At 70.4% G+C, this 19,430-nt stretch carries 16 protein-coding genes; 3 read left to right on the top strand and 13 right to left on the bottom strand.

All coding sequences use genetic code 11. The features are described 5' to 3' along the window. Positions 1 to 94 precede the first annotated feature (94 nt). Positions 95 to 475: a hypothetical protein gene (locus tag ACZ5VC_RS05325; RefSeq protein WP_469118732.1), complete on the bottom strand. Its 381-nt coding sequence runs from the start codon at positions 473 to 475 to the stop codon at positions 95 to 97. A gap of 396 nt (positions 476 to 871) precedes the next feature. Here ACZ5VC_RS05325 and ACZ5VC_RS05320 point away from each other — a divergent pair, with 396 nt between their 5' ends. Continuing rightward, positions 872 to 1,393, top strand: a complete 522-nt coding sequence (locus ACZ5VC_RS05320; RefSeq protein WP_469118731.1) for a universal stress protein — start codon at positions 872 to 874, stop codon at positions 1,391 to 1,393. Between the two features lie 278 nt (positions 1,394 to 1,671). Next, positions 1,672 to 2,238, top strand: coding sequence for an acetate uptake transporter (locus ACZ5VC_RS05315; RefSeq protein WP_469118730.1), 567 nt, complete (start codon positions 1,672 to 1,674; stop codon positions 2,236 to 2,238). Positions 2,239 to 2,464: 226 nt separating this feature from the next. On the opposite strand, the gene glmS is transcribed toward ACZ5VC_RS05315, so the two are convergent. Together glmS and ACZ5VC_RS05305 are read right to left on the bottom strand one after the other, a co-directional pair. Beyond that, the gene (gene glmS, locus ACZ5VC_RS05310) at positions 2,465 to 4,282 is read right to left on the bottom strand and encodes a glutamine--fructose-6-phosphate transaminase (isomerizing) (RefSeq protein ID WP_469118729.1); all 1,818 of its coding nucleotides are present in this window, start codon (positions 4,280 to 4,282) and stop codon (positions 2,465 to 2,467) included. A 35-nt stretch (positions 4,283 to 4,317) separates the two neighbouring features. After that, positions 4,318 to 4,593, bottom strand: coding sequence for a hypothetical protein (locus ACZ5VC_RS05305; RefSeq protein WP_468710692.1), 276 nt, complete (start codon positions 4,591 to 4,593; stop codon positions 4,318 to 4,320). Positions 4,594 to 4,789: 196 nt separating this feature from the next. Here ACZ5VC_RS05305 and ACZ5VC_RS05300 point away from each other — a divergent pair, with 196 nt between their 5' ends. Next, the gene (locus ACZ5VC_RS05300) at positions 4,790 to 6,403 is read left to right on the top strand and encodes a beta-N-acetylhexosaminidase (RefSeq protein ID WP_469118728.1); all 1,614 of its coding nucleotides are present in this window, start codon (positions 4,790 to 4,792) and stop codon (positions 6,401 to 6,403) included. A gap of 48 nt (positions 6,404 to 6,451) precedes the next feature. Here ACZ5VC_RS05300 and ACZ5VC_RS05295 read toward each other — a convergent pair whose 3' ends face one another. From ACZ5VC_RS05295 to ACZ5VC_RS05250, 10 genes are all read right to left on the bottom strand, one after another. After that, complete coding sequence (locus ACZ5VC_RS05295; protein ID WP_469118727.1) at positions 6,452 to 8,224, bottom strand: IucA/IucC family protein; 1,773 nt, start codon at positions 8,222 to 8,224, stop codon at positions 6,452 to 6,454. Further along, positions 8,221 to 8,769 (bottom strand): GNAT family N-acetyltransferase, encoded by a 549-nt coding sequence (locus tag ACZ5VC_RS05290; RefSeq protein WP_469118726.1) that lies wholly within the window; start codon positions 8,767 to 8,769, stop codon positions 8,221 to 8,223. Before ACZ5VC_RS05290 ends, ACZ5VC_RS05295 begins: the two co-directional genes overlap by 4 nt. After that, on the bottom strand, positions 8,766 to 10,028 hold the full coding sequence (locus tag ACZ5VC_RS05285; RefSeq protein ID WP_469118725.1) for a lysine N(6)-hydroxylase/L-ornithine N(5)-oxygenase family protein: 1,263 nt from the start codon (positions 10,026 to 10,028) through the stop codon (positions 8,766 to 8,768). The genes ACZ5VC_RS05290 and ACZ5VC_RS05285 overlap by 4 nt, the downstream gene beginning before the upstream one ends. Then, positions 10,012 to 11,454 carry a pyridoxal phosphate-dependent decarboxylase family protein gene (locus ACZ5VC_RS05280; RefSeq protein WP_469118724.1) on the bottom strand — a complete coding sequence of 481 codons (1,443 nt, stop codon included), beginning with the start codon at positions 11,452 to 11,454 and terminating at the stop codon, positions 10,012 to 10,014. The genes ACZ5VC_RS05285 and ACZ5VC_RS05280 overlap by 17 nt, the downstream gene beginning before the upstream one ends. Positions 11,455 to 11,610: 156 nt before the next feature. After that, on the bottom strand, positions 11,611 to 12,450 hold the full coding sequence (locus ACZ5VC_RS05275) for a siderophore-interacting protein (protein ID WP_469118723.1): 840 nt from the start codon (positions 12,448 to 12,450) through the stop codon (positions 11,611 to 11,613). Between the two features lie 3 nt (positions 12,451 to 12,453). Further along, positions 12,454 to 13,494 (bottom strand): ABC transporter substrate-binding protein, encoded by a 1,041-nt coding sequence (locus tag ACZ5VC_RS05270; RefSeq protein ID WP_469118722.1) that lies wholly within the window; start codon positions 13,492 to 13,494, stop codon positions 12,454 to 12,456. Positions 13,495 to 13,683: 189 nt separating this feature from the next. Next, positions 13,684 to 14,850 carry an acyl-CoA dehydrogenase family protein gene (locus tag ACZ5VC_RS05265; protein WP_469118721.1) on the bottom strand — a complete coding sequence of 389 codons (1,167 nt, stop codon included), beginning with the start codon at positions 14,848 to 14,850 and terminating at the stop codon, positions 13,684 to 13,686. Between the two features lie 7 nt (positions 14,851 to 14,857). Continuing rightward, positions 14,858 to 15,817: a hydroxymethylglutaryl-CoA lyase gene (locus ACZ5VC_RS05260; protein WP_469118720.1), complete on the bottom strand. Its 960-nt coding sequence runs from the start codon at positions 15,815 to 15,817 to the stop codon at positions 14,858 to 14,860. After that, positions 15,814 to 17,772: an acetyl/propionyl/methylcrotonyl-CoA carboxylase subunit alpha gene (locus ACZ5VC_RS05255; protein ID WP_469118719.1), complete on the bottom strand. Its 1,959-nt coding sequence runs from the start codon at positions 17,770 to 17,772 to the stop codon at positions 15,814 to 15,816. The genes ACZ5VC_RS05260 and ACZ5VC_RS05255 overlap by 4 nt, the downstream gene beginning before the upstream one ends. A gap of 8 nt (positions 17,773 to 17,780) precedes the next feature. Continuing rightward, on the bottom strand, positions 17,781 to 19,397 hold the full coding sequence (locus ACZ5VC_RS05250) for a carboxyl transferase domain-containing protein (protein WP_469118718.1): 1,617 nt from the start codon (positions 19,395 to 19,397) through the stop codon (positions 17,781 to 17,783). Positions 19,398 to 19,430: the final 33 nt, after the last annotated feature.

The following is a 19,430-nucleotide window of genomic DNA, read 5'->3' as shown; positions in this document are numbered from 1 at the left end:
GAAGGACCGCCTCAGGGCTTTATTGCCTGGTCGCACGGGGGTTGACGGGCCGTTTCGGCAAGGACGCGCCGATGTCCTGAACTTGGCTGAAAACCTACGGGTGCGTGTGTACGAAGCTGTCAGTCTCCTGACGCGCTCCGGGGGCGTTCCCGGTGCCGTGGCGAGCTCCCCGATGCGCCCCGGGGCCCGTACGGGAATGCCGGGTGCGCGACCCGGGCGGCTCGGCGGGCCCGGCCGGAGGGTCGGCGAGCAGCCGCGCGGACCCGCGCTCGGAGCGGCGCAGCAGCAGCCGGCAGACCGCGGTCACGGCGGCGAGACCGAGTGCCGTCACGGTCGCCCCGCCGACGGAGGTCCCGTAGACGACGAGGACGACCGGGACCACTCCGCAGCTGAACGCTCCCCAGCGCACGACGTCACCCGCCGACTCGGACGCGGCGTACGCGGGCGTGGGCGGGGCGGTCGGTGATGCGGGCACGGGGGCGTCTCCCTGGGTAGTGACCTGGTTCGGTTCGGTGCGCGGGCCATGGCCAACGAGGGGTGAAACGTTCCGGTCACTGAGCGGGCGGCCGTTTGGTCCTTCTTGTCACTATGCGTCACCTATTCATCGGTTATCGGTACCGTGCCGGGGTGCCCTACCCCTGCGGCACCCCCTCGTGAGCCCTGCGGGGACGCCTGTAGGGCACAACCGGCATTGCCATCCCGGGCGGGCTCGTGCATGCTCCCTGGGACGCCCTGTGCGGGCGAGGAGTGCCGCCGTACCCTTGGGGGTATGGGGTTGGGAAGATGATTCCCGGACACCGCTCCGCCGCCAACCGTTGTTCTGCCCTTCCGCCTTTCCCTTCCCACGAGGATCTTCTTCGCCGAGACACCGATGGCCGGTCACGAATTCTTCGAACCCGCGGACCGCAGGCAGGTCGCCGATCCCACGGTGGACCCCCTCGCGGCGGAACAGACACGTCACTCCTGCGATCCGGCGTTCCGGCACGGAGTGGTCGTCGGCTTCGACGGCTCGACGTCCAGTGAGCGCGCGCTCGCCTATGCCATCGGCATGGCCCGCAGGTCCGGCTCCGGCCTGATCATCGTGCATGTGGCCAATCGGCTGCCCACCACCGTCTGGGCGGGCTGCGAGCCGCCGGTCTTCGTCGACGTCCCGGATCACCGCACGGAGGTCCTCGGGCTCGAACTCGCCTGCGCGGACTATCTCGCCGAAGTGCCGTGGATCCTCGTGGAGCGCGGCGGCGACATCTGTCACGAGCTGGAGGAGGTCGGCCGGGAGTACTCGGCCGACGCGATCGTGGTCGGCTCCACGCACGGGATCGTCGGCCGGATCTTCGGCTCGGTGGCCGGGCGGCTCGCGCGGCGCGCGAAGCGCCCGGTCGTCGTCATTCCGTAGCCCCCGCGTTCCGTAGCCCCCGCGTTCCGTAGCCCCCGCGTTCCGTAGCCCCCGCGGCGGTCGACCGCCCCTCCCGTAATCCCGTGGCGGCCGTTCCGTATCCGTCTTGTCATCCTGCGGTGGTTTGAGCGTCCTCGCAGGTGAGAGACCGTCAATTCCTTTGCGCAGCAGGCCAATCTACTCGCGCGTAGAGGTGGATTGTGCGTTTGTGAAGGGTACATAAGGGTCGCTGGGAAGCAGCACAGGAGCAGCACAACTGCAGATGAAGGGAGCCCGCCGTGGACAACGACGTCTCTGCGGGGAACACCACCTCCACCCTCGGACACCTCGCGCTCGGACTGACCCTGTTGGCATTCGGCATCGGCACCACCGGTGTCCTCGACGGAGTAGCGGCGTCCGACGCCGCCGCTCTCGCGACCTGGGTCGGCGGGGTCGCGCTGTTCATAGCCGGCCTGCTGGAGTTCCGCGCGGGCAACGGCGGTACGGGTACGGCCTATTCGGGCCTCGGCGCCTTCTGGTTCACCTGGGGCACCGGCGTCGGCGCCCACGCGTCGGCCGAGGCGAGCGGACTGTTCCTGCTGCTGTGGGCGCTCCTCGCGCTCACCCTGACCGCCGCGTCGGCGGGCAGCGGAGTGTTCGGACAGGGCGTGTACGGCCTGCTGTTCGTCTCGCTGCTGCTCCTCGGCGTCGGGTCCCTGGTGGACAACGGCGGGCTGGCCAAGGCCGGCGGCTGGGTCGGGGCGGTGGCGGGCCTCGCGGCCTGGTACGGCGCGACGGCGGCCGTCGCCAAGTGGCCCACGTCCCTCGGGCGGGTCGGCCGCCGTCGGGCGGCGGCCACCGGCTGAGCAGGCCCCCGACCAGGCCCCGAAGGGGGGCCCGGAGAAGGCCATGAGGCCGGCGCATTGGGCGGCGCCGGCCGTACGGAAAAGCGGTCCCTGTGCGTAGGTGGCACGCACAGGGACCGCTTTGTGTCCGGTCCGGCCCTCCGGGGACAGGCCGGAGGGCCGCTCGGCTTCCCGGGGACAGGCCGGGGAGCCACCGGAGGTCCGTTTCGACCGCCGGCCGGGGGTCCTACTCGACCGTGACGGACTTCGCGAGGTTCCGCGGCTTGTCGATGTCACGGCCCATGGCCTTGGCCGTGTGGTAGGCGAAGAGCTGGAGCGGGATGCCCATCAGGATCGGGTCCAGCTCGTCCTCGTTCTTCGGGACGACGATGGTGTGGTCGGCCTTCTCCTGGACCTGGTGGGCGACGGCGAGGATCCGGCCGCTGCGGGCCTTGATCTCCTCCAGCGCCGCGCGGTTCTTCTCCAGCAGGTCGTCGTCCGGCACGATCGCGACGGTCGGCAGCGCGGGCTCGATCAGTGCGAGGGGGCCGTGCTTGAGCTCGGAGGCCGGGTAGGCCTCCGCGTGGATGTAGCTGATCTCCTTGAGCTTCAGCGACGCCTCACGGGCCACCGGGTAACCGCGCACCCGGCCGATGAACATCATCGAGTTGGCGCCGGCGTAGAGCTCGGCCAGCTTCTGGATCTCGGCCTCGTTCTCCAGCATCTCGGTGATCTGGCCCGGCAGCTTGCGCAGACCGGCGATGATCCGCTTGCCGTCGGCCACCGACAGGTCGCGGATGCGGCCGAGGTGCAGGGCGAGCAGGCCGAAGGCGACGACCGTGTTGGTGAAGCACTTGGTGGAGACGACGCAGACCTCGGGGCCGGCGTGGACGTACACGCCGCCGTCGGTCTCGCGGGCGATGGCGGAGCCCACCACGTTCACGACACCCAGGACGCGGGCGCCCTTGCGCTTGAGCTCCTGGACGGCCGCCAGCACGTCATAGGTCTCACCGGACTGGGAGACGGCGATGTAGAGGGTGTCGGGGTCCACGACCGGGTTGCGGTAGCGGAACTCGGAGGCCGGCTCGGCGTCCGCGGGGATGCGGGCCAGCTCCTCGATCATCTGGGCGCCGATCTGGCCGGCGTGGTACGAGGTGCCACAGCCGAGGATCTTGACCCGGCGGATGCCGCGCGCCTCGCGGGCGTCCAGGTTCAGGCCGCCCAGGTGCACGGTGGAGAAGCGGTCGTCGATGCGGCCGCGCAGGACGCGGTCCACGGCGTCGGGCTGCTCCGAGATCTCCTTGTGCATGTACGTGTCGTGGCCGCCCATGTCGTACGACTCGGCCTCCCACTCCACGGTGGTCGGCGTCGCCGTCGTGCGGGAGCCCTCGGTGGTGTACGTACGGAAGTCGTCGGCCTTGAGGGTCGCCATCTCGCCGTCCTCGAGGGTGACGACCTGGCGGGTGTGGGTGACCAGGGCGGCGACGTCGGAGGCGACGAACATCTCCTTCTCGCCGATGCCGAGGACGACCGGCGAGCCGTTGCGGGCGACGACGATGCGGTCGTTGAAGTCGGCGTGCATCACCGCGAGGCCGTACGTGCCCTCGACGTGGCGGAGGGCCTCGCGGACCTTCTCCTCCAGCGTCTCGGCCTGCGAGCGGGCGATGAGGTGGGTCAGGACCTCGGTGTCGGTCTCGGAGAGGAAGACGGTCCCCTCGGCCTCTAGCTTCACGCGCAGCTCGGAGGCGTTGTCGATGATGCCGTTGTGCACCACGGCGACCTTGTTGTCGCCGGAGAGGTGCGGGTGCGCGTTCTCGTCGCTCGGGGCGCCGTGGGTGGCCCAGCGGGTGTGCGCGATGCCGGTGGTGCCGGTGAAGCGCTTGGGGACACGGGCCTCCAGGTCGCGGACCCGGCCCTTGGCCTTGACCATCTTCAGGCCGGTCGACTTGGGGCTGGTGATCACCACGCCCGCGGAGTCGTAACCCCGGTACTCCAGCCGCTGCAGGCCTTCCAGCAGCAGCGGAGCCACATCACGCTTGCCGATGTAACCGACGATTCCGCACATAGAGTCTTTGCCCCTCCGAGTTCTTGGGTGTGTGCTCAGCCGTAGACGATGCGGCGCAGCTGCCGGAGCGAGAGCTCCGGGGGCGCCACGGCGCGGTGCGGCAGCTCGGCCGCGATCCGCTCGAAGATCGAGGCGTTCACATCGCCGCCGGACTGCAGCTCGCGGTGGCGGCGGCGGACGAACTCCTCGGTCGTCTCGTCGAAGTACGCCAGCACGTCGAGCACCACCCGGGCGGCCTCACCGCGCTGGAGCGCGGTGCTGCGCACCAGGTGGTCGACGAGGTCGTCATGCGACGGGCGGCGTTCGAGCACCCGTAGATACTGAGGTGTAGGTGGCGCGCTTTGCAAGAATTCTGCCCGATTCCGGGCAGGGCTCTGGAAAGGTATGGGCCTTCGAAGGTCTGAATTGGTCTACACCCTTGACCCACCGTGTGACGCACGGTACGGATGGTGACCGTTCGGTTGCGCAAGCCCACAGTTGTGACGCCCGTGGAAAGGGACCCAGCTTGTGAGACAGCACAGAACGTTCCCCCGCCTCTTCGGTTCGCTGCTGCTCGTCGCGGCGGCCGGCGTCTTCGCCGTCGGAGCCGCCCCGTCCGGGCCCGCCGCCTCCGGGGTGCCCGCCACCCGGCCCCTCGGGCAGGTCGTGCCCGCGCCGTCCGCCGTGAGCCCCGGTGGATCCCCGTACACCCTCACGGCCGCGACCCGTATCCGCGTCGACGACGACAGCGGTGAGACCCGCGCGATCGCCGGCCACCTCGCCCAGGTGCTGCGGCCCTCCACCGGCTACCCGCTGCCCGTCACCGACGACGACGGCCGGGACGGCATCCGGCTGCGGCTCAGCGGCCGCGAGAAGGCGCTGGGTGACGAGGGCTACCGGCTGGAGTCCGGGCCGCGCGGGGTGACCATCACCGCCCGCGAACCCGCGGGCCTCTTCCACGGCGTCCAGACCCTCCGCCAGCAGCTGCCCGCGTCCGTCGAGAAGGACAGCCGCCAGCCCGGCCCCTGGACGGTCGCGGGCGGCACGATCACCGACGTCCCGCGCTTCGCCTACCGGGGCGCCATGCTCGACGTCTCCCGGCACTTCTTCACCGTCGGACAGGTCAAGCGCTACATCGACCAGCTGGCGCTCTACAAGCTCAACAAGCTGCATCTGCATCTGAGCGACGACCAGGGCTGGCGGATCGCCGTCGACTCCTGGCCCCGGCTCGCCACCCACGGCGGCTCCACCCAGGTCGGCGGCGGCCCCGGCGGCTTCTACACCAAGGCCGACTACAAGGAGATCCTGCGGTACGCCGCCTCCCGCCACCTGGAGGTCGTCCCGGAGATCGACCTGCCGGGCCACACCAACGCCGCCCTCGCCTCGTACGCCGAGCTGAACTGCGACGGCGTCGCCCCTCCCCTCTACACGGGCACCGAGGTGGGCTTCAGCTCGCTGTGCGTCCCGAAGCCGGTCACCTACGACTTCGTCGACGACGTCATCCGTGAGCTGGCCGCGCTCACCCCCGGCCGGTACCTCCACATCGGCGGCGACGAGGCGCACTCCACCAGCCACGAGGACTACGCCGCCTTCATGGACAGGGTCCAGCCGATCGTCGCGAAGTACGGCAAGACCGTCGTCGGCTGGCACCAGCTCACCGGGGCGACACCGGCCAAGGGCGCGCTCGCGCAGTACTGGGGTCTGGACGGCACCAGCGCGGCGGAGAAGGCGCAGGTCGCGAAGGCCGCGCAGAACGGCACCGGACTGATCCTGTCGCCCGCCGACCGGGTCTACCTCGACATGAAGTACACCAAGGACACCCCGTTGGGTCTGGCCTGGGCCGGATACGTCGAGGTGCGGAAGTCCTACGACTGGGACCCCGCGACCTATCTGCCCGGCGCGCCCGCGTCGGCGGTCGAGGGAGTCGAAGCGCCGCTCTGGTCGGAGACCCTCTCGACCAGCGCGCACATCGAGTACATGGCCTTCCCGCGCCTGCCCGGGGTCGCGGAGCTGGGCTGGTCACCGGCATCCACGCACGACTGGGAGGCGTACAAGGTGCGCCTGGGGGCCCAGGGGCCGAGGTTCGAGGCGCTGGGGATCGGTTTCTACCGCTCGCCGCAGGTGCCGTGGGCCGTTCGATAGGCGCCGATGGGGGCCCGGCGGAGGACCGTACTCCGCCGGGCGCCCGGTCTAGCGGGCGAACCGGGCGATCGGGTTCGCCAGGGTGCCGACGAGCTGGAGCGCGCCGGACGGGTCGGCCAGGTCCACCATCTGCTTGTTGTTCCGCAGCTGGAGCCGGTTCAGGCAGGACAGCGCGAACTCCTCGGTGAACATGTCGTACCGCGCGAACTTCTCCGCCAGCTCCGGCACCGCCCGCTGGTACGAGGTGACGCACTCGGCGACGGTCTCCCAGAAGCTGTGCTCGTCGAGGACGCCCTCCGAGGCGAGCGTCGCCGCAAGGAAGCGGAAGAAACAGTCGAAGACGTCGGTGAGGACCGACAGGAGCTTCATGTCCTCGGGGACCTCGGCGCGGATGCGCTCCACCGACGGCGGCAGGACCGCGTCGGGGTCCATCACGCAGATCTCCTCGGCGATGTCCTTGAAGATCGCCCGGGCCACCGCGCCCTGCTCGTCGAGGACCAGGATCACGTTCTCGCCGTGCGGCATGAAGACCAGGTCGTACGCGTAGAAGCAGTGCAGCACCGGCAGCAGATAGGCGTCCAGATATCGGCGCAGCCACGCGGCGGGGTCCAGGCCCGACTCCTTGACCAGCGCGCCCGCGAACGAGGCGCCGTCGTGGTCGACATGGAGCAGGGAGGCCATGGTGGCGAGCCGCTCGCCGTCCTTGAGGGACGGGACGGGGCTCTCGCGCCACAGCGCGGCGAGCATCTTGCGGTACGGCGAGTACCGGTCGGTGGCGGCTTCGTACTCGAGGTGGCGGTAACCGACCGCCGCGCGCTCGCGGATGATCGAGAAGCGTGCGGCCCCAAGAATGCCGTCGCGCTCGATCAGCGTGGCCAGCCAGTCGTTGATGGCGGGCGTCGCCTCCATGTAGGCCGCCGAAAGGCCGCGCATGAAGCCCATGTTGAGCACCGACAGCGCCGTTTTGACGTAGTGCTTGGCCGGATCGCTCGTGTTGAAGAAAGTCCGGATCGACTGCTGGGCCAGATAGGCGTCGTCGCCCTCGCCCAGGAAGACCAGGCGCTGCTGGGCGACCTCGGCGGCGAAGGTGACCGACAGCTTGTTCCACCACTGCCAGGGGTGCACGGGCACGAGCAGGTAGTCGGCGAGGTCCAGGCCCCGCTCGGCGAGCGTACCGGCGAAGCCGTCCACGGCCCCGTCGCCGAGTTCGGCCCGGATGAAGCTCTCGTACTCGATCCCGGCGCCGGCGGTGAAGGTGGTGCGCTCACGGCGGGCGGCCAGCCAGATCAGCCGGATCTCCGTCGCCGTCTCGGGGGCGTATGCGCGGTACTCGTCGACGCCGAAACCGAGCCGGCCGTTGTTGGCGACGAAGCAGGGGTGGCCCTCGGTCATGCCGGTCTCGACGGCCTGGAAGTCCGCCCGGGCGAGCTCGGCGGAGGGGACGGGCGCCTTGGTCGCCTTGTAGGCGGTGCCGGCGAGGGTGGAGGAGATCTCCTCCAGATAGACCGGCAGGACCTCGTCGGACAGGCCCAGGGCGCCGCGCAGCTCGATGATGAACTGCAGCGCGTCCAGGGGGAGGCGCTCGCTGCCCCGGTGGCGGCTGATCGACTCCGGGTGGACCTGCCAGTGGTCCAGGGCGAACCGGGCGGCGCTGAAGCGGTACTCGGTCGAGCCGTCGTCGCTCACCACCCGGTAGCGGTCCTCGCCCAGCGGCTCGGGCGTCAGCAGCCGCTCATGGGCGAACTCGGCGAGGCCCTTGCGGATCAGCTGCCGGGTGGCGGTGGCCCAGCGCTCGGGCGTGAGGTGCGCGACGGGGTTCACCGGGTCACCCCCACGGCCGCCTCGAACGCGGCGCGGGTACAGAAGCTGAGCAGGGCCTTCTTCTCCGGCTTCTGGATCTCGCGCTCGGGGACGAAACCGACGGCCTCGTTGAGCGCGTGCACGGCGGTGTTCCGTACGTCCGGCTCGACGACGATCCGCTCGGTCGCCGGGTCCGCGAAGAGCTCGGTCATCACGGCGGTGATCACGCCGCGGGTGAAGCCGTGCACGGGAGTGTCGGTCGGCGCGACCAGGAAGTGCATGCCGACATCGCCCTGCCGCTTCTCGTACAGCCCGGCCAGCTCCACCTCGGCCGGGTCGTAGCGCTCCATGAGGAAGGCGGGCTCGCCGTCGTGGAGACCGATGAAGGCGTCGTGGTGGGGGTGGGCCGCTATCGCCATGTACTCCCGCTCGACGTCCTGGAGCGCGGCGCCCTGCATCATCCAGAAGGAGGCCTTGGGGTGCGTGACCCACGGGTGGATCAGCTCGGCGTCGGTGAGCGGGTCGAGGGGCCGGACCGCGAAGGTCCCGAGGGTGGTGGTGCTCATACGGCGAACTCCTGGAACGCGATCGACTTCTCTACGGGGTAGTACTCGGAGCCCAGCAGCTCACGGATGATGTAGGCGTTGCGGTAGGCGCCCATGCCCAGGTCGGGCGAGGTGATCGAGTGCGTGTGCACGCCGGCGTTCTGCAGGAAGACGCCGCGGCCCGTCTCGTCGATCGAGTAGTTGCGGGCCACGTCGAAGCGCCCCTGGGCGTCCCATCTGAGCCGGTCGCGGACCGGCTCCAGGAAGGCGGGCGTGGCGTACTTGTAGCCGGTGGCGAGGATCAGGCCCTCGGTCTGGATCTCGAAGTCCTTGCCCTGCTCCTCCTGGCGGAGTCCCAGGGTGTAGGTGCCGTTGTCGTACGAGGCGGTGTGCAGCGCGGAGTTGGTGAGCAGCCGGGTGGGGACGGGGCCGCCGAGGTTCTTCTGGTAGAGCAGGTCGAAGATGGCGTCGATCAGTTCGCCGTCGATGCCCTTGAAGAGGCCCTTCTGCTGGGTCTCCAGGCGGTAGCGGGTGGCCTCGGGGAGGGCGTGGAAATAGTCCACGTACTCGGGCGAGGTCATCTCCAGGGTGAGCTTGGTGTACTCCAGCGGGAAGAAGCGCGGCGAGCGGGTGACCCAGTTCAGCCGGTAGCCGTGGACGTCGATCTCGGAGAGCAGGTCGTAGTAGATCTCCGCGGCGCTCTGGCCGCTGCCGACCAGGGTGATCGACTCCTTGGCCTGGAGGGCGTCCTTCCACTGGAGGTAGCGGGAGTTGTGCAGGAAGTCGCCGCCGAGGTCCCGGCACGCGTCGGGGATGTACGGCGGGGTGCCGGTGCCCAGCACCAGTCGCGGCGCCCGGAACGATTCGCCACCCTCGGTGGCGACCGTGTAGAGCTCGTCCGTCTCGTCGTACGTCACGGCCGTGACCGTGGTCGAGAAGCGGACGCAGCTCAGTTTGGCGGCGGCCCAGCGGCAGTAGTCGTTGTACTCGGTCCGCAGGGGATAGAAGTTCTCGCGGATGTAGAAGGAGTACAGGCGGCCCTTCTCCTTCAGGTAGCTGAGGAAGGAGTACGGGGACGTCGGGTCGGCGAGCGTGACCAGGTCCGACATGAACGGCGTCTGGAGGTGGGCGCCTTCGAGGAACATGCCCGCGTGCCATTCGAAGTCCGGCTTGGACTCCAGGAAGAGACCGTTGAGCTCGTCGATCGGCTCGGTGAGGCAGGCGAGGCCGAGGTTGAACGGCCCGAGGCCGATGCCGATGAAATCAAGAGGCGTGGACAAGGGTCTCTCCCAGGTACTGCTCGGCGTGGCCGGCTATCAGATCGAGGACGGCGGTGATGTCGTGCACGGTCGTCTCGGGGTTGAGCAGGGTGAACTTCAGGTATTGGCGGCCGTCGACCTTGGTGCCCGCCACGACGGCCTCGCCGGACGCGAACAGCGCCTTGCGGGCGTGGAGGTTGGCGCGGTCGATCTCGGCGGGCGAGGTGACGTCCTCGGGGATGTAGCGGAAGACCAGGGTCGACAGCGACGGACGGACGACCACGTCGTAGCGCGGGTCGGCGGCGAGGACGTCCCAGCCGGCCCCGGCCAGGTCGCAGACCTCGTCGAAGAGCTGTCCGACACCGTCGGCGCCCATCACGCGCAGCGTCATCCACAGCTTGAGGGCGTCGAAGCGGCGGGTGGTCTGCAGGGACTTGTCGACCTGGTTGGGGATCTGCTCCGTGACCGCGCGGCGCGGGTTGAGGTAGTCCGCGTGGTAGGTGGCGTGCCTCAGCGTCGCCCCGTCCCGTACCAGCACGGCCGACGAACTCACTGGCTGGAAGAAGGACTTGTGGTAGTCGACCGTGACCGAGTCGGCGCGCTCGATGCCGTCCAGAAGGTGCCGGCGGGTGCGGGAGGCGAGCAGTCCGCAGCCGTAGGCGGCGTCCACATGCATCCAGGCGCCGTACTCGGCGGCCAGCGCGGCGATCTCCGGCAGCGGGTCGATGGAGCCGAAGTCGGTGGTGCCCGCCGTGGCGACGATCGCCATCGGGACCAGGCCCTCGGCGCGGCAGCGCGCCAGCTCGGCGGCGAGGACGACGGACTGCATGCGCTTGTCGCGGTCGCAGGGGATGGAGACGACGGCCTGGCGGCCGAGTCCGAGGAGCGTCGCGGACTTCTGGACGCTGAAGTGGCTGCACTCGGAGGAGAAGATCCGCAGTCTCGACAGGTCGTCCGTCTTGGCCTCCTCGCGGGCGAGCAGCAGCGCATGGAGGTTGGACTGGGTGCCGCCGCTGGTGAAGATGCCGTCGGCCGCGCTGCCGAGGCCGATGCGCCCGGCGGTCCAGTCGATCAACTTGCGCTCGATCAGCGTGCCGCCCGCGCTCTGGTCCCAGGTGTCGAGCGAGGAGTTGACCGCGGAGAGGACCGCCTCGCCGAGGACGGCGGGGATGACGACCGGGCAGTTGAGGTGTCCCAGGTAGCGGGGGTGGTGGAAGTACACGGCGTCCCGCAGATAGACGCGCTCCAGCTCGTCGAGGGCGGCGGAGGTGTCGCCGAGCGGCTGGTCGAGGTCGACGGCGGAGACGACGGGCGCCAGCTCGGCGGGCGTGATTCCGGTGAACGGCCGCCGGGTCGAGGCGAGTTTGTTCGCCACCCGCTCGACGCCTTCGGTGACGGAGCGCCGGTAGCTCTCCGCCGTCGTGTCATTGAGCAGGTGCGAGCGCATGCACGGTCCTCCTGGGGACGGGGACGGGGCCGCTCCTCCGGACAGGAAGAGGGGGCGAGGGGGGCTTACGAAGTAAGGTTAGCCTAACCTAACTTCGACCGGCAATGACCCCTCGCCCCCTCGGGGGCACAGCTGTTCGGCGGTGCTCGCCGACTCCTACGAGTCGTCCTCGGGCGTCTCGCGCAGGACGTCCTCGCTCAGTCCTTTGCGCCAGTAGCCCACGAACGTCACCCGGCGGCGGTCCAGTTGACGCTCCCGCACGAAGTGGCGGCGCAGCGCCTTCACCGAGCCCGACTCGCCGGCGATCCATACGTACGGAGCCGCGCCCGGCAGTCGCGCGACGCTCACCGCGTCCACGGCGCTGGGGGCGCCCTCCTCGCGGACCAGCCAGGTGACAGTGGCGTCGGCCTCGGTGGCGAGCTCCACGCGGTCCTCGGCGTACGGGACTTCGAGGAAGACCTGCGCCCGGGTCTCGGCCGGCAGCCATTCCAGGATCGCGGAAGCGGCCGGAAGCGCCGTCTCGTCCGCCCAGATCACCACGGAGTCGGCATCCTCGGGCAGGTGGAAACGCACGCCGGTGTTCTCCGCGACCGCCGGTCCGAGAACCACCACCCGGTTGCCCTTCGAGGCCTGCTGGGCCCAGCGGCAGGCCGGGCCGCCGTCCTCGTGGAGGGCGAAGTCGATGTCGACCTCCCCGGACTCGGCGCGCTGCTCCCGCACGGTGTACGAGCGCATCACGGCCCGCACGTCGTCCGGCATCGCGCGCCAGGCGCCCAGGACGCCGTACAGGTCGTCGTAGTCGATGGGCGGAAGGACCGGGTCGCTCTGGCCGGGATGGGGCAGGAAGAGGGAGAGGCTCTGGTCGCGGCCCCCGGAGACGAAGTCCTTGAGGTCCTCGCCGGTGAAGGTGATCCGGACCAGCGACGGGCCGAGCCGCCTCGTCCGGTCGACCTGCAGGGCGAAGAAGCGGAACGGGGCGGTCACGGCAGTCGTCATCTGTCAGGCAACCTTCTTGGCGTTCTCGATGGCCTTGGCGAGGTCCTCGAGGATCGGGGCGCACTTGGCGTACGAGTAGATGGGCTCGGTGACACGCGGCACGACCTGCCCGGCCTTGACGGCGGGGAGCTGGGCCCAGGTCGGCTTGCCCGTGAGGTCGGCGGGCTGGATGGCGACGCTCCGGTTGTCCATCATGATGATGTCGGCCGGGTACTTGTCGATGTTCTCCCAGCTCAGCTCCTCGAAGAAGCCCTGCGCGTTCACCTTCGGGGTCACGAACTTCACGCCGAGCTCCGCGAAGTACTGGGTGTCCGCGGACATCTTGGCGAGCGAGACGTAGAACAGCTCCTGGCTGGCGGAACCGATCATGACCTTGATCTCCGGCTTCGACTTGGCGGCCGCGCGCAGCCGCGCGGCGGCCTTCTCGAAGCGGGCCTTGGCCTCGACGGTCTTCTTGTCCTTGAGGTCCGCGCCGAGGGACTCGGCCAGCTGTGCGTGGCGCTCGAGGGCCTTCGGGACGGTGACGTTGACGGCCCACAGGCCGACGCTCGGCGCGAGCTTGAGGATCTTGGCGGCGGACTGGTCCGGCACGTACCACAGCTTGTTGGGCTCCCAGAGCGCCGAGACCAGCAGCTCCGGCTCGAGCTTGACGTACTCCTCGATGTTGAACTCGCCCCAGGCGTTGCCGAGGACCTTGACCTTCTTCACATCGAGGTCGCCGGCCTGGATGTCCGGCTTCACCTCGCCGGTCTTGGCGTCCTTGACGGTCGTCGGTCCGAAGACGCCCTTGACCTCGATGCCGTAGTCGTACAGGGCGGCGGCGGTGCCGGTGAAGGCGACGATGTTCTTCGGGACGGACTTGGCCTCGACGGCCTTGCCGCGGTCGTCGGTGAACTTCCACGGGCCGGTCTTCTCGCCGGCGGCGGCGCCGTCCTCGGCGTCCTTGCTTCCGCAGGCGGTGAGCGCGGCACCGAGCCCGAGGGCGCTGCCCGCGGCGAGCAGGCCGCGTCGGGTGAGGTGGGTGGCTCGGGCGTTGCTGGGCATGACGGAGTCGCTTTCGGTACGAGCCGTGGCCGGCCTGGGCAAGTCGAAGGTAGGTTAGCCTAACCTCACGTGGATCAGTAGGGGTGGGACGCCCCCACTGCCGGGGCTCGTGCTGGGCCCGAACGCGGAAGTGCCCGCCGCCCCGAGGGGCGGCGGGCACACGCGTGCGTCGCGAAAACGCGGTGGGCGTCAGGAAGGCAGCCCCAACTCGCGGGCGATCAGCATCCGCTGCACCTCACTCGTTCCCTCGCCGATCTCCAGGATCTTGGAGTCGCGCCACATCCGGGCCACCGGGTACTCGTTCATGAAGCCGTAGCCGCCGTGGATCTGCGTGGCGTCACGGGCGTTGTCCACGGCGACCGTCGACGAGTACAGCTTCGCCAGGGCGGCCTCCTTCTTGAACGGCTCGCCGAGCACCAGACGCGAGGCCGCGTCCCGCCAGCCGACCCGGGCCATGTGCGCCCGCATCTCCATGTCGGCGATCTTGAACTGGATGGCCTGGTTGTCGCCGATCGGACGCCCGAAGGCGTGACGCTCCTTGGCGTACTTCACCGACTCGTCCACGCAGCCCTGCGCGAGACCCGTCGCCAGCGCCGAGATCGCGATCCGGCCCTCGTCGAGAATCCGGAGGAACTGGGCATAGCCCCGGCCCTCCTCGCCGAGCAGGTTCTCGCCCGGCACGCGGACGTCGTCGAAGGACAGCTCGCGGGTGTCCGACGCGTTCCACCCCACCTTGGAGTACGGGGCGGCGACCGTGAACCCGGGGGTGCCGGACGGCACGATGATCGAGGAGATCAGCGGGCGGCCGTCCGCCTTGCGGCCGGTGACGGCGGTGACCGTGACCAGACCGGTGATGTCCGTGCCCGAGTTGGTGATGAAGCACTTCGAGCCGTTGATCACCCACTCTCCGGTCGCCTCGTCGCGCACGGCCGTCGTCCGCGTGCCGCCCGCGTCGGAGCCCGCTCCCGGCTCGGTCAGACCGAACGCGCCCAGGATCTCCCCGGAGCACATCCGCGGCAGCCACTCCCGCTTCTGCTCCTCCGTGCCGAAGCGGTAGACCGGCATGGCGCCCAGCGAGACCCCGGCCTCCAGGGTGATGGCGACGGACGAGTCGACCCGGGCGAGCTCCTCCAGGGCGATGCCGAGGGCGAGATAGTCACCGCCCATGCCGCCGTACTCCTCCGGGAAGGGCAGGCCGAACAGGCCCATGCGGCCCATTTCGCGGATGATCTCGTACGGGAACTCGTGCCGCTCGTAGAAGTCGCCGATCTTCGGCGCGATCACGTCGTGGGCGAACTCCTCGACGGTACGGCGCAGTTCCTCGTGCTCGGACGAGAGCCGGTGGTCCAGGGACATGGGACGGTCACTCCTTGTGAGAGTCCGCCGCGAGGGCGCGGACGGTGCGGGAGGGGCTGGGTCGGCCCAGTTGTTCGGCCATCCACACGCTGGTGGCGGTGAGCCGGCCGAGGTCGACACCGGTGTCGATGCCGAGGCCCTGGAGCATCCACACGAGGTCTTCGGTGGCGAGGTTCCCGGTGGCGCTCTTCGCGTACGGGCAGCCGCCGAGGCCGCCCGCGGAGGCGTCCACGGTGGTCACGCCGTGCCGGAGCGCCGTGAGGGTGTTGGAGAGGGCCTGGCCATAGGTGTCGTGGAAGTGCACGGCGAGACGGGAGGTCGCGACCCCCGCCTCGTTCAGCGCGGAGAGCAGGCTCTCGACATGACCGGGGGTCGCCACGCCGATGGTGTCGCCGAGGCTCAGCTCGTCGCAGCCCATCTCGGCGAGCGCCCTGGTGACCCGGACGACCTGCTCCACCGGGACCGCGCCCTCCCAGGGGTCGCCGAAGCACATCGACAGATAGCCCCGCACGGTCAGACCCTGCTCTACGGCCCGCGTGACGACCGGCTCGAACATGGCGAGCGCCTCGTCGACGGTCCGGTTGAGATTGGCCTTGGCGAACGACTCGGTGGCGCTGGCGAACACGGCCACCTCACGGGCGCCGAGAGCCAGCGCCCGGTCCAGCCCGCGCTCGTTGGGCACGAGGACGGGCAGCCGCACACCGAGCCGCCGCACCGGATCGAGCAGCGGGAACAGCTGCTCGGCGTCGGCGAGCTGGGGCACCCACTTGGGGTGGACGAAGCTCGTCGCCTCCACGGTCGTCAGGCCCGCGTCGGCGAGGCGCCGGACGAACTCGGCCTTCACCTCGGTCGGGACGACCGTCTTCTCGTTCTGCAGACCGTCCCGGGCGCCGACCTCGTGGATACGGACACGGGCCGGCAGCCCCGGGGCGGGCACGGTCATGGGAAGTCCGAGGCCGGTGGTCATGCTTCCTCCGTCGGATCACTCGGGGTCACCACGGCGAGGATCTGGTCCATGGCGACGGTGCTGCCGGGCGTGACGTCCAGCTCGGTGACGGTCCCGGCGTGCGGCGCGGAGATGACGTGCTCCATCTTCATCGCCTCCACCACCAGCAGGCTCTGCCCGGCGGCGACCTCGTCGCCGACCGCCACCTTCACGACCGTCACGGTGCCGGGCATGGGCGCCGCGAGCGTGTCGGCGCCCGCGTGGGCGGCGCCGGTGAGGGAAGCGGCGACCGGATCGTGGTCCTGGACGTGCCAGGAGTCGCCGTCCCGCCCGAGCCATACGCCGTCCGGCGATGCGGCCTTGTGGAAGGAGTGGACGACACCGTCCAGATGGACGGTGACCCGGTCCGCCTCCACATCGGCCTTGCGCACCGGGCCCTGGTGCGTGACGGGTTCGAGGCCCGGCACGCGGAACCAGTGGACCAGCGGCGCCGGTTCACCGCCCGTACGCCAGCCGTTCGGCACCGAGAAGGGGTCGGTCCAGCCGTCGACCGCGGCCGGGGCGAGGGCCGCCTCGCGGACCGCCGCCGCCGCGGCGTACACCTCGGGCGGTACGCCGTCCGGCACCAGGGCGTCCGCCTCGCGCTCGACCAGGCCCGTGTCCAGGTCGCCCGAGACGACCGCGGGGTGGGCCAGCAGCCTGCGCAGGAAGCCCGCGTTGGTCGGGACGCCGAGCGTGACCGTCGACGCCAGGGCCGCGCGGAGCTTGCGCAGGGCGGTCGCGCGGTCGGGGCCGTAGGCGATGACCTTCGACAGCATCGGGTCGTAGAGGCTGCCGACCTCCGTGCCCTCGGCCAGGCCGGAGTCGGTGCGGACGCCGTCGCCCTGCGGCTCGCGCAGGGACAGCACCGTGCCGCCCGACGGCAGGAACCCCCGGGAGGGGTCCTCGGCGCAGATCCGCGCCTCGATGGCGTGGCCGGTGAGCGCGATGTCCTCCTGGGTGAACGGCAACCGCTCACCGGAGGCGACCCGCAGCTGCCACTCCACCAGGTCCAGGCCGGTGACGAGCTCGGTCACCGGGTGCTCGACCTGGAGCCGGGTGTTCATCTCCATGAAGTAGTACGAGGACGGGTCGTTGCCCGGGACGATGAACTCCACCGTCCCCGCGCCCACATACCCGCACGAGCGGGCCGCCTGCACGGCCGCCTCACCCATCGCCGCCCGGGTCTTCTCGTCCAGCAGGACCGACGGCGCCTCCTCGATGATCTTCTGGTGGCGGCGCTGGAGGGAGCACTCGCGCTCGCCCAGATGCAGGACGTTCCCCAGCCCGTCGGCCAGGACCTGGATCTCGATGTGGCGCGGGCGGTCGATCCACCGCTCGACGAGGAGGGTGTCGTCGCCGAAGGACGACCGGGCCTCGCGGCGGGCCGCCGCGATCTCGTCCAGCAGTTCCGACTCGACGCGGGTGAGCCGCATGCCCTTGCCGCCGCCGCCCGCCGAGGGCTTCAGCAGCACCGGCATACCGATCTCGCGGGCGGCCTCGGCCAGTTGGTCGTCCGTCAGACCGGATCCGGAGGAGCCCGGGACGACCGGAACCCCGGCCGCCTTCACCGTCTCCTTCGCCCGGATCTTGTCACCCATCAGCGAGATCGCCGGCGCGGGCGGGCCGATGAAGGCCAGACCGGCGTCCGCGCACGCCTGCGCGAAGACCGCGTTCTCGGCGAGGAAGCCGTACCCCGGGTGGACCGCCTGCGCGCCCGAGCGCGCCGCGGCGTCGAGGAGCCGCTCGACGGACAGATAGCTCTCACCCGCGGGCGGCGGGCCGATCCGCACCGCGGTGTCCGCCTCCCTGACGTGCCGGGCGTCGGCGTCCGCGTCACTGAAGACGGCGACCGACCGCACGCCCAGGGCCCGCAGTGTGCGGATGACGCGGACCGCGATCTCGCCCCGGTTGGCCACAAGGACTGTGTCGAACATGGATCCCCTCACATCCGGAAGACGCCGAAGCCGGCGGCTTCCAGCGGCGCGTTGGCACAGGCGGTCAGAGCCAGGCCCAGCACCTGCCGGGTCTCCAGCGGATCGATCACGCCGTCGTCCCACAGGCGGGCCGTGGCGTAGTAGGCATTGCCCTGGTGCTCGTACTGCTCGCGGATCGGCGCCTTGAAGGCGTCCTCGTCCTCGGCGGGCCAGGTCTCGCCGCGCGCCTCCAGCTGGTCGCGCTTGACCGTCGCGAGGACCGAGGCCGCCTGCTCGCCGCCCATCACCGAGATCTTGGCGTTGGGCCACATCCACAGGAAGCGGGGCGAGTAGGCCCGGCCGCACATCGAGTAGTTGCCCGCGCCGTACGACCCGCCGACCACCACCGTCAGCTTCGGCACGCGCGTGCACGCCACGGCCGTCACCATCTTGGCGCCGTGCTTGGCGATGCCCCCTGCCTCATAGTCCCGCCCCACCATGAAGCCGGAGATGTTCTGCAGGAAGAGCAGCGGAATGCCGCGCTGGTCGCACAGCTCGATGAAGTGGGCGCCCTTCTGGGCGGATTCGGAGAACAGGATGCCGTTGTTGGCGACGATCCCCACCGGGTGGCCGTGGATCCGGGCGAAGCCGGTGACCAGCGTCTGCCCGAACTCCGCCTTGAACTCGGCGAACCGGGAGCCGTCGGTGATCCGGGAGATGACCTCTCGCGCGTCGTACGGCGTCCGGGAGTCGACCGGCACCGCGCCGTACAGCCCGGCCGGGTCCACCTTGGGCTCCTCGACCGGCTGCACGGACCACGGCAGCGGGCCGCGCGCGGGGAGGGTCGAGACGATGGTGCGGACGATCCGCAGGGCGTGCGCGTCGTCCTCCGCGAGATGGTCGGTGACACCGGACGTACGGGAGTGGACCTCGCCGCCGCCCAGCTCCTCGGCCGTGACGACCTCACCGGTCGCGGCCTTCACCAGCGGCGGGCCGCCGAGGAAGATCGTGCCCTGGTTGCGGACGATCACGGCCTCGTCGCTCATCGCGGGCACATAGGCGCCGCCGGCCGTGCACGAGCCGAGGACGGCGGCGATCTGCGGGATTCCCGCGCCGGACATCCGGGCCTGGTTGTAGAAGATCCGGCCGAAGTGCTCACGGTCCGGGAAGACCTCGTCCTGCATGGGCAGGAAGGCGCCTCCCGAGTCGACCAGATAGACACAGGGGAGGCGGTTCTCCAGGGCGACCTCCTGGGCACGGAGGTGCTTCTTGACCGTCATGGGGTAGTACGTGCCGCCCTTGACGGTCGCGTCATTGGCGACGACCACGACCTCCCGGCCGCTCACCCGGCCGATACCCGCGATGACGCCGGCGGCCGGTGCCTGCCCGCCGTACATCCCCTCCGCCGCGAGCGGCGCCAGTTCCAGGAACGGTGATCCGGGATCCAGGAGGGTGTCCACGCGGTCCCGCGGCAGCAGCTTCCCGCGCGCGGTGTGCCGGGCGCGGGCCTTCTCGCCGCCGCCGAGGCGGGCCGCGGCGAGCTTCGCGCGCAGCGTGTCGGCCAGCTCGCGGTGTGCCGCCTCATTGGCCTGCCAGGCGTCCGACGCGGGATCGGCCGCGCTCGCCAGCACAGGTGCCTGCTGCATTCTGAAGCGCTCCCTTGTTAATGAGCGTTAACG

The organism is Streptomyces sp. NPDC033174 (assembly GCF_055577795.1).
The sequence above is the reverse complement of the archived record's forward strand: the minus strand, read 5'-3'. Positions and strand labels throughout refer to the sequence as shown.

What these genes read in the sequence shown, in the direction of transcription:
- ACZ5VC_RS05320 (WP_469118731.1), top strand. Translation starts at nt 872, where the DNA reads ATGGCCGGTCACGAATTCTTCGAACCCGCGGACCGCAGGCAGGTCGCC.
- glmS (WP_469118729.1), bottom strand. Translation starts at nt 4,282, where the DNA reads ATGTGCGGAATCGTCGGTTACATCGGCAAGCGTGATGTGGCTCCGCTG.
- ACZ5VC_RS05290 (WP_469118726.1), bottom strand. Translation starts at nt 8,769, where the DNA reads ATGAGCACCACCACCCTCGGGACCTTCGCGGTCCGGCCCCTCGACCCG.
- ACZ5VC_RS05280 (WP_469118724.1), bottom strand. Translation starts at nt 11,454, where the DNA reads ATGCGCTCGCACCTGCTCAATGACACGACGGCGGAGAGCTACCGGCGC.
- ACZ5VC_RS05275 (WP_469118723.1), bottom strand. Translation starts at nt 12,450, where the DNA reads ATGACGACTGCCGTGACCGCCCCGTTCCGCTTCTTCGCCCTGCAGGTC.
- ACZ5VC_RS05270 (WP_469118722.1), bottom strand. Translation starts at nt 13,494, where the DNA reads ATGCCCAGCAACGCCCGAGCCACCCACCTCACCCGACGCGGCCTGCTC.
- ACZ5VC_RS05265 (WP_469118721.1), bottom strand. Translation starts at nt 14,850, where the DNA reads ATGTCCCTGGACCACCGGCTCTCGTCCGAGCACGAGGAACTGCGCCGT.
- ACZ5VC_RS05260 (WP_469118720.1), bottom strand. Translation starts at nt 15,817, where the DNA reads ATGACCACCGGCCTCGGACTTCCCATGACCGTGCCCGCCCCGGGGCTG.
- ACZ5VC_RS05255 (WP_469118719.1), bottom strand. Translation starts at nt 17,772, where the DNA reads ATGTTCGACACAGTCCTTGTGGCCAACCGGGGCGAGATCGCGGTCCGC.
- ACZ5VC_RS05250 (WP_469118718.1), bottom strand. Translation starts at nt 19,397, where the DNA reads ATGCAGCAGGCACCTGTGCTGGCGAGCGCGGCCGATCCCGCGTCGGAC.